We start from the raw sequence: 12862 nt of genomic DNA on the forward strand, positions 1-12862 counted from the left end.
GACCGCATGGAATATATCTCCACCCGCGGAAGCGCACCGGCGCTCGACTTCGAGGATGTCACGCTCGCTGGCCTTGCGAGCGACGGTGGACTTTATCTGCCGATCGAATGGCCGCGTTTCCCGGCGGAAGAGATCGCCGCGATGCGCGGTCTGTCCTATCCCGAACTGGCAACCCGGGTCATGCTGCCATTCGTTGGCGAAAGCCTTTCCGAGAACGAACTGCGCAATTTGTGCGGCCAGGCCTATGGCCGGTTCGCCCATGTCGCCGTGACCCCGCTGGTTCAGCTCGATGCGCAGCACTGGCTGCTCGAGCTGTTCCATGGGCCGACGCTTGCGTTCAAGGACGTCGCGCTGCAGCTTCTGGGCCTGCTGTTCGAAACCTTCCTGACCCGGCGCCAGCAACAACTGACCATCGTCGGCGCGACGAGCGGCGATACCGGGTCCGCCGCCATCGATGCGGTCGCAGGCCGCGATAACATCGACATCTTCATGCTCCATCCCGAGGGGCGCATATCCGACGTCCAGCGATGCCAGATGACCACGGTGAACGCGCCCAACGTTCACAATATCGCGATTGCAGGCAGCTTCGACGACGCGCAGGCCATGGTGAAGCGCATGTTCGTCGACGAGGCTCTGACAAGCCGTTTCCGCATCGGTGCCGTCAATTCGATTAACTGGGCGCGGCTGATGGCCCAGATCGTCTATTATTTCGCGGCCGCGCTGCAACTTGGCGCGCCCGATCGCCGCGTTGCCTTCAGCGTTCCGACTGGCAATTTCGGCGACGTGTTCGCCGGCTACGTGGCGGCGCGCATGGGTCTGCCGATCGAGCGGCTGGTCGTGGCGACCAACGTCAACGACATCCTGCATCGGGCCTTGTCGCAGAACGACTACTCCGCCGGAAAAGTCACTCCCACTTCTGCGCCTTCGATGGACATTCAGGTCAGTTCCAATTTCGAGCGATTGCTGTTCGATTGCGGCGATCGCGACGGCGTGGCGCTGGCGCAGCAGATGAAGGGTTTTGATGCAGAAAAGGCGCTGAAGCTGACCGAGCGGCAGCTTGGCGGAGCAGCCGAGCTATTCACCAGTTGCCGGGCAGACGAAAGCGAGATGGCCCAGGCGATGCGTTGGGCGAGCGAGAATTGCGGTCAGATACTCGATCCGCATACGGCGATCGGGCTACACGCCGCGCGGATGCAGGACTGCCCTGCCGAGGTTCCGATTGTTACCCTTGCAACGGCGCACCCTGCCAAGTTCCGCGATCCCGTCGAGCGTGCCACCGGTTTCAGGCCGAGCCTGCCTGCGCGCGTCGGTGATTTGTTCGCACGGCAGGAACGCTGCACCAGCCTGCCCGGTCATTACGAGACCGTGCGTGATTTCATCGCCGACAATGCGACCCCGTCCAACTGATGGCGCAGCTTGTCGTTGAACCGCGCCTCATGGTCGGCGAGGGCTGGGACGCCTATCGCCTGCTCGATAGCGGCCATGGTCGCAAATGGGAGCAGTTCGGAGATTACCGGTTCATCCGGCCCGAACCCCAGGCGATGTGGACACCGCGCATTGCCGACTGGCCGGCGCATAGCGAGTTTACGCCCGGCTCGGACGAGGACGGTGGCGGTCGCTGGAGCGATGCGCCCGAACTCCCGCGCGACGGCTGGGAGCTCGCATGGGACGACGTTCGCTTTACTGCGCAACCGACGCCGTTCCGCCACCTGCAGTTCTTTCCCGACATGGCTCCGGTCTGGCGCTGGATGCGCGAACGCCTTGCCGGCGTGGAAGAGGCGGAAACCCTCAATCTCTTCGGCTATACCGGTGTCGGCAGCCTCGCATTGAGCGACTGCGGGAAGGTCGTTCATGTCGATGCATCGAAGAAATCGGTTGCACAGGCGCGCGAGAATGCAAAGCTGTCCGATATGGACGACCGCCCGATCCGCTGGCTCATCGACGATGCGAGCAAGTTCGCCGCACGCGAGGTGCGCCGCGAGCGACGCTATGACGGGATCATCCTCGACCCGCCGAAATTCGGTCGCGGTCCGAACGGCGAAACGTGGCGGCTGGAAGCGGACCTTCCGGGTTTGCTCGCCGATTGCCGCCGCCTGCTCGACGAGCAAAGCCGCTTCCTGTTTCTCACCGTCTATGCTGTCCGGATGTCCTCGCTGGCACTCGCCGGTCTGATGCGCGAACTGTTCGCCGATCTGCCGGGCCAGGTCGAACATGGCGAACTGGCGGTGCGCGAAGAGGGACAGGATGGACGCCTTCTGCCAACGGCGCTGTTCGCGCGCTGGTCGCAGGATGGCGAGGGCGTGAACCAATGAGCGACGCGCTCACCCTCAACGTCGCCGATCTGGAAGTGGATGTCCTCACAGGAATATATTCCGAGGAGACTGGCAAGCCGCAACCTCTGAGAATTTCGGTTTCGGCCGAGATGGAGGTGGCGGATCGCTATGACCCCGACACGCCGCTCGACATGAGCAAGAACTACATGGACCTCAAGGACGCGGCGCAGAACCTCCCGGCGAACGTCCATTTCAAGCTGATCGAGGCGGTCGGCGACCATATTGCGCACACGATCTTCGCGCAGGACAAGCGGGTGCGCGCGGTGGTGGTCGACATCGTGAAGCTCGCCATTGCCGAAGGGAACGAACGTATCGGAATGACCCTTCGCCGCGAGCGTCGGACGTGAGCGGGCAGGCGGTCATCGAAGCTGCCGACCTGCCGGGCGATGCGCTATCCAGCGCTGCCGCCTTTCATGCAACCTGTGTCGTCAGGGCCGAAGAGGCCTTGGCAAATCATGATGCCGTTCTCTTCATCTTGCCGGACGCCGATTACGAACATACGGACTGGCGTCGCGGGGCCGTGCGTACCCTGGCGCGCCGCCATGCACCCAAGCGGGTCAACATGATCGGAGCCAGCGATCCCGCCGCGATCGACGCAATGACCAGTTACCTCGCACGAGCGAGAGCGATTACCGGACAATATCTCCCGGCCCATCGCGAAGGGGTGCGCCTGTGACGGACCAGCCGAGCGCCCCGCTGGTCGACGGCTTTGCCCGACAGATTACCTACCTCCGGCTGTCGGTTACCGATCGCTGCAACCTTCGCTGCACCTACTGCATGCCGGAAATGATGCAGTTCCTTCCTAAGAAGGACGTCCTTTCGCTCGAGGAACTGGAGCGGCTGGCCAATGCCTTTATCGCGCGCGGTATCACGAAGATCCGGCTGACGGGCGGCGAGCCGCTGGTGCGGCGCGACATGGTCACCCTCGTCGAACGTCTGGGCCAAAGGCTGGGGGACGGGCTCGAGGAATTGACCCTTACGACCAACGGAACCGAACTCGCTCGCTATGCCAAAGCGATTGCGGCGGCGGGGGTCAGGCGGGTGAATGTTTCGCTCGATACGCTCGACCGCGAGCTGTTCGCGCGGCTGACCCGGCGCGATGCGCTCGAGGGGGTGCTCGAAGGGATCGCAGCGGCGAAAGATGCCGGACTGAGGATTAAACTCAATACCGTGGCGCTGAAGGATACCAACGAAGCTGAAATTCCGCGGCTCGTCGAATGGGCTCACATGCATGGGCACGAGGTCACGCTCATCGAGGTCATGCCGCTGGGCGAGGTCGATGGCGACCGGATCGATCACTATTTGCCGCTCGACGTGGTACGCCGCGATCTGGAACAGCGCTGGACGCTCGTTCCGACCACACACCGGACAGGCGGTCCGGCGCGTTATGTGGATGTCGTCGAGACGGGCGGGCGGCTGGGCTTCATCACCCCGCTGACGAACAATTTCTGTGCCGGCTGCAACCGGATGCGCGTGACGACGACCGGAAAGCTCTATCCTTGTCTTGGCGGTGGAGAGGAAGTCGATTTGCGCGCTGCGCTACGAAGTGACGATGCGGACGTTGCGCTTGACGAAGCGATGGACCGCGCGCTGCGGATCAAGCCGGAGCGTCACGATTTCCGCATCGAGCGTGCGGGGCAGGAGCCAGCACAGCCGCGCCATATGTCGACGACGGGCGGCTAAGGCATGGTTCGGATCGTCTATCTCGGAAAATTCGCCGACTGGGCTGGGCGGGACGAAGAGGAGTTCGAGGCTCCCCTCGATTGGGAGGGCCTAGCGCAACGCGTCGAACCGCGTATCGCCGAGGAACTGCGCGGTGATCGCGCCCATATCAGCCTCGACGGAGTGGTTCTTGCCGACAAACAGGCACTGTCCGCGAAGGACGGTTCCGAAGTCGCCCTCTTGCCGCCGGTGAGCGGTGGCTAGGATTTCTCTGGCTGCGCCGGTCGAGGCTCGCGTGCTCGACAAGGGTCTCAGCGTTGGCGAGGCGCAAGCCGCGTTCTCGAACATCAACCGCCTGTCGGGCGGGATCGCCAGCTTTCTCGGAAAGGTCCGCGACGACGGAGAGACCCAGGCGCTCGAACTGACGCATTACGCACCGTTGACCGAACCGGCGATCCGCGAACTGGCGCAGGAAGCATTATCCCGCTTCGCGCTCGATGGCGTGCTTGTCTGGCACCGGATTGGCGTCATGACGCGCGGGCAACCGATCGTCCTCGTGATGGCGGCGGCACCTCATCGCCGGGCCGCCTTCGACGCGGTCGATTTTCTCATGGATCACCTGAAATCGGCCAGCTGGCTGTGGAAGCGGGAAAAGCGGGGCGGCACTTGGGAGTGGATCGAGCCGCGGGCGGAAGACCGGCTCGACCTGTCGCGCTGGACCTAAAGCGCCGCTGTCAGAGGATGGCGCGCAATTCGCTCAACACCTGATCTTCTTCGGCGATGAGTCGGACAACCGCATCGCGCGCTTCCGCGATTTCGGCCGTCGGTTCGAGCGCAATGCTCGCCGCGACGAGCATTGCGTCGAGATCAGCCAGCGGAATGGCTGTCTGCGACCGCAGCGAGGAAAGGTCGGAAATCGCGACTTCGGCAGAGAGGCGCGCCGTGCTCGTCGGATCGGCTCCGGCTCCCGCACGAACGAGGCGCCGCGCTACCGGGGCAGCTTCGACGAAGTTCGCGTGGTCCGCCAGTGCCTGCGCGCGCAGGGCCGCAACGCGCTCGATGACCTCCTGCGACGCGACCGGCGCTGCGACATCGCTCTCGTCCGACGAACCGATCTCGGCATAGTCAATGCGTTCGACATCGCGGATCGCGAGCGAAGGATAGTCGTCCGCCGAACCGGCACAGGCAGTCAGGGCAAGGAATGCCGCAACGGGGACAAGGCGCATCGGACAGTTGCTTGATCGACGAGGAATGGTCATCCCATTCCCATATCAATCGTTTTCCCCGATGGCACGCGTCGAAGGCGGGGCGGCATCACTTTTTGCCTCGGATGGACGTTGACTTGCAGCCTCCGATCGCCTAACGGCACCGTTCTTCGAGGCGACAGGCATTCGTGCATTGCGGCTCGGCACGCGGCTTTCTATGTAAGTCGTCACACAATTAGATTGAGAGTGGAATCACCATGTTCGCAGTCGTGCGTACAGGCGGCAAACAGTACCGGGTTGCTGCCGGAGACAAGATAGCAGTCGAGAAACTCGCCGGCGAGGCGGGCGATACCATCACGCTGGGCGACGTCCTGCTGGCAGGCGAGGGCGACACGCTTTCCGATGCGGGCAAGGTTACCGTTTCCGCGGAAATCATCGCCCAGGCCAAGAGCGAGAAGGTCGTCGTCTTCAAGAAGCGTCGCCGTCACAACTATCGTCGCAAGGCCGGCCATCGTCAGCAGATGACGTTGCTGCGCATTACTTCGGTCGGCGACAGCAAGGCTGCTCCGAAGAAGGCTGCCGAGAAGAAGGCGGATACCGCTCCGGCAACGAAGCAGGACGCCGACACGAAGGCATCCGAGAAGACCGCTCCGGCGAAGAAGGCAGCGCCGAAGAAGGGTACCGCTTCCGAAGCGGCTGCAACGAAGAGCGAAGCTCCGAAGAAGACGGGCGCGGCGAAGAAGCCGGCCACAAAGAAGACCGCGGCGAAAAAAGCCGACGAGACGAAGTAAGGATACGAGACCATGGCACATAAAAAAGCAGGCGGCTCCTCGCGCAATGGTCGCGATTCACCGGGTCAGCGTCTCGGCGTGAAAAAGTTCGGCAGCGAAGCTGTCGTTCCGGGCAACATCATCGTTCGTCAGCGCGGCACGAAATACTATCCGGGCGTCAATGTGGGCATGGGCAAAGACCATACCCTGTTCGCGCTCGAAGGCGGCCGCGTGCGATTCAAGAAAGGCAAACTTGGTCGTACCTTCGTGTCCGTGGACATGGCGGCGCAGGCTGCGGAATAACCGGATGGTTCGATGACGGGACCGTCCAGACGGAACGGTCCCGATCGCGAATACCGATCGAACATTTGAAAGGGAGATGGGGCCGCCCCGTCTCCCTTTTGTCGTTTCTCCCTTTCGCATTTTCGCCGGATCGGCCCGGCGGGAATCACGAAACCGTCACGCGCGTCCGGTAGGGGCGCGCTGCAAGACCGGGAGAAAGAGGCAATGTTCCACCGTTCGGAAAGGCTGTTTTTGCGGCCCGTTTTCTACGAGGACTGGGAAGCGATTCATGGTGCCATCGCGAACGAGGCCACCGTGCGCAATCTTGCGACCGCTCCGTGGCCCTATCGCGAGCAAGATGCCAAAGACTATGTCGCGCTGGAGCGCCAGCCGCATTTGCCGAACTTCTCAGTAATCCTGCCCGGCAGCGGGCTGATCGGACAAGCGGGAATGGGGATCGACGAAGAAACCGGCAAGGTCCAGATCGGCTACTGGTTGTCGAAGGAGTATCGCGGGCATGGTTTCGCGACCGAAGCGGCGCAGACGGTCGTCCGGATCGCAAGGCTGCTTGGGCACAAGCACCTCACGGCCTCGCACTTTCTCGACAATCCTGCGTCCGGGCGTGTCCTGCGCAAGGCGGGGTTCCGGCCCACCGGCGTCATTCGTAAGGGCTTCAGCCTGGCGCGGGGCGGCCATGACCCCGTGGCTTGCTACGAGCTGGATCTTCAGGAAGACGCCTCGGGCGGCATGGACGACGATCCGAACCCGCTTGCCCGCGTGGCTTGATCGAGCAGCGCAAGCGAGATCGCGGGCAGCTTGCGTGGCGGGTCATTGGGAAGTAACCCGATCACCCGCCGCGAAGTATCAGTTGCCGGATAGATCATGTCGACCAGAAAACGCCTCTCTCCGGAAGAATCGCGGCTTGCCGCGCTTGAGGCTGCCCGTAGCCTGTTGATCGAAGCCGGACCGCAAGCCGTGACGCTCAAGGCCGTGTCCGGCAGGATCGGGCGAACGCATGCGAACCTCCTGCATCATTTCGGTTCGGCCGCTGGCCTGCAGAAGGCGCTCGCAGCGCATCTTGCGGAAGTGGTCTGCGCGACGATCAAGGACGCCGTCCACGCCAATCGGGAAGGGACCGGCAGCCCGCGCGAGGTCGTCGATCTTGCATTCGACGCGTTCGATGCGGAGGGAGCAGGAGCGCTTGCCGGGTGGATGTTGCTGACCGGCAACGAGGACGCGCTCGACCCCATCGTCGAGACGATCCATCACCTCGTCGACGAGATCGCCCCGGAAGAAGCCATGAGGCATGATGGCGACATTATGAAGGTGCACGAAAACACGCTGACGCTTGTATTGCTGGCGCTTGGCGATGCCCTTATGGGAGCGCAGCTTGCCCGTTCCCTGAACCTGCCGCGCGCCGCCGCGCGCGATCGCGCGGAGGAAATGCTGGCTCGCGCGATCAGTCCTGCGCCGACGCCTCATCCTGTTTGACGAGGGCTTCAGCCTGCCATTCCGGCAGGATCGATCGGTCGATGTCTGCCACCTTCAGGTGATCGACTGCGAAACCTAGCTCGGGATAGGAAGTCACTCGGCGTTTCTCGTCTGATGCGTCCAAGCGCACGACCACCAGCCGCCGATTGACTTTCTGCCGCCAGTTCATGCGCGCAGTGTTTTCCTGACCGATAAAACAGCCTTTAGAGAAGCTGACGCCGTTCAGTTCCGCGGCATTGGTTTCGAGCCACAGGATATCGCCAAGTTCGTCGCGTCCTTCGGGCACGCCCAACCGCAAGCGATGTTCGAGCCACTCCGCGTCCACGGCCTCATCGTCGGGTGAAACCGGCGCAATCCATCGTTCGCCCAGACCTGTTAGGCGTGGATCGGGGGCAGCCCCGTCACCGAGCTGCTTCTGCCAGAAAACGCCAGCCTTATCATCACGTTCGATGGCGATTTTGCGGCGCAGTCGATAAACCGACAGCCGCTCCACCAGATCGTCAGCTACACTTTGTTCGCAGTCGAGCAGTATTTCGCTCTCTCCCGAAGGCCAGACGATGAAGTCGAACATCGCCTTGCCCTGCGGCGAAAGCAAACCGGCCCAGACAGGCAAGTCGCGGGTGACGTCGCTCGTGACGAGACCTTGCAGAAAAGCGCGCACGTCCTCGCCATCGTCCTGGGGAGAGAGGCGGATGATGGCGCGAGATTTGAGGCGGGGCGATGCCATATGGGTGGGCGCTCCTGTCTTTGTCGGGCCGCTCGACGTAAGGATAGGCGACCCTGTATTGCGTCCGTAAGGACATAGGGACGCATCCGTCGTCGTCCAGCGATTGTTGGGTGGCTGGCGCTCGCCACGCGAGATGGTAAGGGGGCGCTATGTACAGGATCACCATTCGCCGACCCGATGACTGGCATCTCCACTTTCGCGATGGCGAAACCATGCGCGCCGTCGTGCCCCATACCGCGCGCCAGTTCGCGCGTGCCATCGTCATGCCCAATCTCTCGCCGCCCGTGACGAGCAGCGCAGCTGCGAACGCCTATCGCAGTCGGATTCTCGATGCGGTTCCGGCGGGCTGTGACTTCACGCCGCTGATGACCTGCTACCTTACCGACGACTGCGATGCCGACGACCTTATTGCGGGGTTCGAGCGCGGAATCTTTACCGCCGCCAAGCTCTATCCGGCGAATGCGACGACCAATTCCGCCCACGGGGTCAGCGATGTCGCGCATCTCGACCCGGTGTTCGACCGCATGGCCGAAGTCGACATGCCGTTGCTGATCCATGGAGAAGTCACCGATGACGATGTCGACATCTTCGATCGCGAAGCGGTTTTCATCGAGCGCATCCTCGCGCCTCTCGTCGAGCGGCACCCCAGTTTGCGCGTCGTTTTCGAACATATCACGACCAGCGATGCCGTCGATTTCGTCGAAAGGGCGGGTCCCGGGATCGCCGCAACTATTACTCCGCAGCATCTCCAGATCAATCGCAACGCGCTGCTGGTCGGCGGCATTCGCCCTCACGCCTATTGCCTGCCTGTCGCAAAGCGCGAGAAGCATCGGCTTGCGCTGCGAAAAGCGGCAACCTCGGGTTCGGCGAAATACTTCCTCGGCACGGACAGTGCGCCTCATGCCCGGCATGCTAAGGAATCGGCATGCGGGTGTGCGGGAATTTTCAACGCGCCCCATGCGCTCGAGAGTTACGCCACGGTGTTTGAGGAGGAGGAAGCGCTCGATCGGTTCGAAGCCTTCGCCTCCGTCAATGGACCGACCTTCTACAAGCTGCCCTTGAACGAGGGCACGGTGACGCTGGAGCGCCGCAATACTCAGGTGGTGGACGAACTGGATGGAGGGACGGACAAGATCGTCCCGTTTCATGCCGGCGAAACGCTGCGCTGGACGTTCGTCGGCTAGACCCGCCCGACGCGCCGCCGCGCAAGCAGGTCCCAGACGAAAATGCCCGCGGCGAGCCAGATCGCGACGAAGCTATAGACTTCTTCCTCGAGCAAGGGTTCCTCGAACACCGTCAAGCCGAGGACGAAGACGATGCTCGGCGCGAGGAACTGGATGAAACCCAGGGTCGAATAGGGCATCCGTCGTGCGGCAATGGCGAATAGCAGCAAGGGCACGGCGGTCGCGACGCCTCCGAAGGCGAGCGCGCTGCCCAGAAGCAGCGAATCGTCGAAGGACGAACCGATGGGCGATGCGGCGTAATAAACGACGACGGCACTAGCCGGGACGAACAGCAGCAGCGATTCGATGGTAAGGCCGGGAAGGGCGCCGACGCTCACCTGCTTGCGAACGATGCCGTAGGTTCCGAAACTCATCGCCAGGCCAAGGCTGATCCATAACGTCCCGATGGCGCCCCATGCAAGAATGCCGACGCCGATTGCGGCGATGGCGACGGCCAGCCATTGTCGGCGGGACAGGCTTTCACCGAGAAAGACGGTGCCGAGCACGACGTTCAGCAGCGGATTGATGTAGTAGCCAAGGCTCGCGGCGAGCACGGCTTCATGCTGAATGGCCCAGATATAGATGAGCCAGTTCGCCGCGATCAGGCCCGCGCTGAGGACGAGCCAGCCGAGCGCTCTCTTGTCGCGCAAGGCCGCGGCAATCTCGCGTCCCTGGCGGCGGAGCATGACGATCAGCAGGCAGACCGGAACGGTCCAGACGATTCGCCAGGAAACGAGTTCGAGCGCGGGCACCTCGATTACCAGCAGCAGATAGAGGGGTAGCAAACCCCAGATAACGTAGGCGGAAACGCCCGAAACCGGGCCGATCTTCTGCTCTGATATGACGGGGCCGCGATTCATTCGCGGGCGTTAGTGCCGGCCGATGCCGGGCGCAAACAACAATTCGTCGGCTGCCGACACTCGGTTCATCGCAGAACCGATTTTCCTGAACAGTGGTTGCGTGTTGTTCAGCTTTGTAACCTTAAAGATGAACATACCAATCGACGGCGACTCGAACCGGCCGTTGCAACCGACCCTCGTGGGAGGAGGCTGTGACCGGTTCCAGTTGCTCAAGGAAGGAGCAAGACTATGACACGCAATCTCTTCAAGACTCTCGCACTGACCGCCTCTGCGGCAGCAATGACCCTGACGGCTCCGGTCGGAGCGGCGGAATTGCCGTCCGCCGGTTTCTCCAGCATGAACACCGCCGTGGCGCAGCCGATGCCCGCCTGGAACGATCAGGTGGCTGAGCACAAGCCGCGCAAGCGGGGTCGCGGACATGGTCACGGGCATGGCGACCGCTACGATCGTTACGACCGCTATGATCGCGGCGACTATCGCAATTACGGCGAGCCCGTTCACCGCGACACGCGCATCTGGCGCGAACGCGATGGCCGCTACTACTGCAAGAAGGAAAACGGCACGACCGGCCTTCTGATCGGTGCCGGCGTCGGCGGTCTGATCGGACATGAGGTGATGGGCCGCGGGAACGACCGCACGCTCGGTGCCATTTTGGGTGCCGCCGGTGGCGCGCTGCTCGGTCGGACGATCGACCGTTCCGCTACACGCTGCCGCTAAGCCCGGACAAGGTTCGGTCGCGCCCACCCGCGACCGGCAAGCGATCCCCACCGGATCGTAACGGAAGCGCTCACCGCTCGGCCCAGCCGACGGTGGGCGTTTCTATTTGCGCGATGCGCTAGGTGTCGATTGTCGAGGTTGCTTGGAGCGCTACTTGTCGCGCAGCCCGACGCCGATTGAGGCGCGCGGCTGTACCATTTCGGTGCTCGTCACGGGATAGGCGCAGTAATCGGCTGCATAGAAGGCCGCCGGACGGTGATTGCCCGACAGGCCGATGCCGCCGAACGGCGCCGCGGAAGAAGCGCCGTTGGTGGGTCTGTTCCAGTTCACGATGCCTGCCCTGATTTGGGTCCAGAACCGTTCGAAATCCTTCGGTTGTCCGCCCAGAAGCGATGCGGACAGGCCGTAACGCGTATTGTTTGCCTCGGATATGGCGGCGTCGAAATCCTCGACCTTGATGACCTGCAGCAACGGACCGAAAAGTTCGATATCGGGCCGCTCCTCGATTTCGGTCGTGTCGATGATGCTCGGGCTGAGCAGCGGCAGATCGGGATCGGGCCGCTTCAGATGCTTGATCGGGCGACCGCCGCGGCTCATTAGCGCAAGAAAGCTTTCGCTCAGCAGATCGGCGGTTTCGTTGTCGATGACAGGCCCCATGAACGGAGCGGGATCGGCGAAGGGTTCGTCGAGGATGAGCCTGTCGGCCAAGGCCCGGACCGCGGGGACGATCTCGTCATAAAAGTCGGCGGTCACGATGAGCCGCCGGGCGGCGGTGCAGCGCTGCCCCGCCGTGGTAAAGGCCGATTGGATAATGGTCGCCGCGGCATCCTCGATTTTGGGCGTCGGAATGGCGACGATGGGATTGTTGCCGCCCATTTCCAGCGCGACGATCTTGCTCGGGTCCGAAGCGAGCGCGCGGTTGATCGCGATCCCGGCACGCGCCGAACCGGTAAAGAGGACACCGTTGACGCTCTTGTGCGCGACGAGCTGCTTGCCCTCTTCCGGTCCGCCATGCAGCACCTGTGCAACGCCGTCGTCGATGCCGGCCTCGTGCAGGCACCGCACGAGGAATTCGCCGACTACGGGGGTCTTCTCACTCGGTTTGAAGACGACGGTATTGCCCGCGATGAGGGCGGGAACGATGTGTCCGTTGGGAAGATGCGCTGGGAAATTGTACGGGCCCAGCACGGCCATCACGCCATGCGGCTTGTGCCGCAGCGCAGCCGAGCCTTGCAGCGCGCTGTCGAGCTTCTTCTGGCCGGTCCGCTCGGCATAGGCGGTAACCGAAATATCGACCTTTGCGACGACTGCCTGAACTTCCGTATGCGCTTCCCAGAGCGGCTTGCCAGTTTCGCGCGCGATCAGTTCGGCGAAGTCGTCGGCGTGCTTGCGTACGACATTGGCGAAGCGGCGCAGCATCTCGATCCTGACGGCAAGCGGCGTGGTCGCCCATTTGGGAAAAGCCTCCCTGGAGCGGGCAACGGCCTGTTCGACATCGCCGGCTTCGCCCTGCCAGATTTCCTTGCCGGTCGCCGGCTCATAGGACTTAAGAATGTCGCTTACCTCTCTCGGAATGTTCCGTTCGTCCGTGG

17 protein-coding genes are annotated in these 12862 nt (G+C 62.8%); 13 read left to right on the forward strand and 4 right to left on the reverse strand.

Going from position 1 to position 12862, the window contains the following annotated elements:
• Window positions 1–6: 6 nt before the first annotated feature.
• Genes thrC through GRI38_RS02355 form a run of 7 tightly spaced genes read left to right on the forward strand, consistent with a single transcriptional unit; the run spans window position 7 to window position 4719 of the window.
• Window positions 7–1407 carry a threonine synthase gene (thrC, locus tag GRI38_RS02325; RefSeq protein WP_160681375.1) on the forward strand — a complete coding sequence of 467 codons (1401 nt, stop codon included), beginning with the start codon at window positions 7–9 and terminating at the stop codon, window positions 1405–1407.
• Window positions 1407–2312, forward strand: coding sequence for a class I SAM-dependent methyltransferase (locus GRI38_RS02330; RefSeq protein ID WP_160681376.1), 906 nt, complete (start codon window positions 1407–1409; stop codon window positions 2310–2312). The genes thrC and GRI38_RS02330 overlap by 1 nt, the downstream gene beginning before the upstream one ends.
• A complete protein-coding gene (locus GRI38_RS02335; RefSeq protein WP_160681377.1) occupies window positions 2309–2680 on the forward strand; it encodes a dihydroneopterin aldolase in 372 nt (123 codons plus the stop codon). Before GRI38_RS02330 ends, GRI38_RS02335 begins: the two co-directional genes overlap by 4 nt.
• A complete protein-coding gene (locus GRI38_RS02340) occupies window positions 2677–3009 on the forward strand; it encodes a Rossmann fold domain-containing protein (RefSeq protein WP_160681378.1) in 333 nt (110 codons plus the stop codon). Before GRI38_RS02335 ends, GRI38_RS02340 begins: the two co-directional genes overlap by 4 nt.
• A complete protein-coding gene (gene moaA / locus GRI38_RS02345; RefSeq protein ID WP_160681379.1) occupies window positions 3006–4016 on the forward strand; it encodes a GTP 3',8-cyclase MoaA in 1011 nt (336 codons plus the stop codon). The genes GRI38_RS02340 and moaA overlap by 4 nt, the downstream gene beginning before the upstream one ends.
• A gap of 3 nt (window positions 4017–4019) precedes the next feature.
• Entirely contained in the window at window positions 4020–4259 is a 240-nt protein-coding gene (locus GRI38_RS02350) for a MoaD/ThiS family protein (protein WP_160681380.1), read from the forward strand.
• The gene (locus tag GRI38_RS02355; RefSeq protein WP_160681381.1) at window positions 4252–4719 is read left to right on the forward strand and encodes a molybdenum cofactor biosynthesis protein MoaE; all 468 of its coding nucleotides are present in this window, start codon (window positions 4252–4254) and stop codon (window positions 4717–4719) included. The genes GRI38_RS02350 and GRI38_RS02355 overlap by 8 nt, the downstream gene beginning before the upstream one ends.
• A 10-nt stretch (window positions 4720–4729) precedes the next feature.
• On the opposite strand, the gene GRI38_RS02360 is transcribed toward GRI38_RS02355, so the two are convergent.
• A complete protein-coding gene (locus GRI38_RS02360) occupies window positions 4730–5221 on the reverse strand; it encodes a hypothetical protein (RefSeq protein WP_160681382.1) in 492 nt (163 codons plus the stop codon).
• 236 nt (window positions 5222–5457) lie between these two features.
• On the opposite strand from GRI38_RS02360, the gene rplU reads away from it, so the two are divergent.
• The 4 genes from rplU (at window position 5458) to GRI38_RS02380 (ending at window position 7743) form a co-directional block, all read left to right on the forward strand.
• Window positions 5458–5991 carry a 50S ribosomal protein L21 gene (rplU, locus tag GRI38_RS02365; RefSeq protein WP_160681383.1) on the forward strand — a complete coding sequence of 178 codons (534 nt, stop codon included), beginning with the start codon at window positions 5458–5460 and terminating at the stop codon, window positions 5989–5991.
• Window positions 5992–6003: 12 nt separating this feature from the next.
• On the forward strand, window positions 6004–6273 hold the full coding sequence (gene rpmA, locus GRI38_RS02370) for a 50S ribosomal protein L27 (RefSeq protein WP_160681384.1): 270 nt from the start codon (window positions 6004–6006) through the stop codon (window positions 6271–6273).
• Window positions 6274–6477: 204 nt separating this feature from the next.
• Complete coding sequence (locus tag GRI38_RS02375) at window positions 6478–7038, forward strand: GNAT family N-acetyltransferase (RefSeq protein WP_160681385.1); 561 nt, start codon at window positions 6478–6480, stop codon at window positions 7036–7038.
• A gap of 96 nt (window positions 7039–7134) precedes the next feature.
• Window positions 7135–7743 carry a TetR/AcrR family transcriptional regulator gene (locus GRI38_RS02380; RefSeq protein ID WP_160681386.1) on the forward strand — a complete coding sequence of 203 codons (609 nt, stop codon included), beginning with the start codon at window positions 7135–7137 and terminating at the stop codon, window positions 7741–7743.
• On the opposite strand, the gene ygfZ is transcribed toward GRI38_RS02380, so the two are convergent.
• Window positions 7712–8470, reverse strand: a complete 759-nt coding sequence (gene ygfZ, locus GRI38_RS02385; RefSeq protein WP_160681387.1) for a CAF17-like 4Fe-4S cluster assembly/insertion protein YgfZ — start codon at window positions 8468–8470, stop codon at window positions 7712–7714. The genes GRI38_RS02380 and ygfZ overlap by 32 nt on opposite strands.
• A gap of 149 nt (window positions 8471–8619) precedes the next feature.
• Here ygfZ and pyrC point away from each other — a divergent pair, with 149 nt between their 5' ends.
• Window positions 8620–9654, forward strand: a complete 1035-nt coding sequence (gene pyrC, locus GRI38_RS02390) for a dihydroorotase (protein WP_160681388.1) — start codon at window positions 8620–8622, stop codon at window positions 9652–9654.
• Here the strand turns inward: pyrC and rarD are convergent.
• Window positions 9651–10553, reverse strand: a complete 903-nt coding sequence (gene rarD, locus GRI38_RS02395) for an EamA family transporter RarD (RefSeq protein WP_160681389.1) — start codon at window positions 10551–10553, stop codon at window positions 9651–9653. The genes pyrC and rarD overlap by 4 nt on opposite strands.
• A gap of 228 nt (window positions 10554–10781) precedes the next feature.
• Between rarD and GRI38_RS02400 the strand changes: the two genes are divergently transcribed.
• On the forward strand, window positions 10782–11270 hold the full coding sequence (locus tag GRI38_RS02400; RefSeq protein WP_237487314.1) for a glycine zipper 2TM domain-containing protein: 489 nt from the start codon (window positions 10782–10784) through the stop codon (window positions 11268–11270).
• A 150-nt stretch (window positions 11271–11420) separates the two neighbouring features.
• On the opposite strand, the gene astD is transcribed toward GRI38_RS02400, so the two are convergent.
• Window positions 11421–12824: a succinylglutamate-semialdehyde dehydrogenase gene (gene astD / locus GRI38_RS02405; RefSeq protein WP_337191261.1), complete on the reverse strand. Its 1404-nt coding sequence runs from the start codon at window positions 12822–12824 to the stop codon at window positions 11421–11423.
• Window positions 12825–12862: the final 38 nt, after the last annotated feature.

This window comes from Parapontixanthobacter aurantiacus, assembly GCF_009827635.1.
Lineage (GTDB): Bacteria > Pseudomonadota > Alphaproteobacteria > Sphingomonadales > Sphingomonadaceae > Parapontixanthobacter > Parapontixanthobacter aurantiacus.

Coding starts and splice junctions, on each gene's coding strand:
- thrC (WP_160681375.1), top strand. CDS start 7: ATGGAATATATCTCCACCCGCGGAAGCGCACCGGCGCTCGACTTCGAG.
- GRI38_RS02330 (WP_160681376.1), top strand. CDS start 1,407: ATGGCGCAGCTTGTCGTTGAACCGCGCCTCATGGTCGGCGAGGGCTGG.
- GRI38_RS02335 (WP_160681377.1), top strand. CDS start 2,309: ATGAGCGACGCGCTCACCCTCAACGTCGCCGATCTGGAAGTGGATGTC.
- GRI38_RS02350 (WP_160681380.1), top strand. CDS start 4,020: ATGGTTCGGATCGTCTATCTCGGAAAATTCGCCGACTGGGCTGGGCGG.
- GRI38_RS02360 (WP_160681382.1), bottom strand. CDS start 5,221: ATGCGCCTTGTCCCCGTTGCGGCATTCCTTGCCCTGACTGCCTGTGCC.
- rplU (WP_160681383.1), top strand. CDS start 5,458: ATGTTCGCAGTCGTGCGTACAGGCGGCAAACAGTACCGGGTTGCTGCC.
- rpmA (WP_160681384.1), top strand. CDS start 6,004: ATGGCACATAAAAAAGCAGGCGGCTCCTCGCGCAATGGTCGCGATTCA.
- GRI38_RS02375 (WP_160681385.1), top strand. CDS start 6,478: ATGTTCCACCGTTCGGAAAGGCTGTTTTTGCGGCCCGTTTTCTACGAG.
- GRI38_RS02380 (WP_160681386.1), top strand. CDS start 7,135: ATGTCGACCAGAAAACGCCTCTCTCCGGAAGAATCGCGGCTTGCCGCG.
- ygfZ (WP_160681387.1), bottom strand. CDS start 8,470: ATGGCATCGCCCCGCCTCAAATCTCGCGCCATCATCCGCCTCTCTCCC.
- pyrC (WP_160681388.1), top strand. CDS start 8,620: ATGTACAGGATCACCATTCGCCGACCCGATGACTGGCATCTCCACTTT.
- rarD (WP_160681389.1), bottom strand. CDS start 10,553: ATGAATCGCGGCCCCGTCATATCAGAGCAGAAGATCGGCCCGGTTTCG.
- GRI38_RS02400 (WP_237487314.1), top strand. CDS start 10,782: ATGACACGCAATCTCTTCAAGACTCTCGCACTGACCGCCTCTGCGGCA.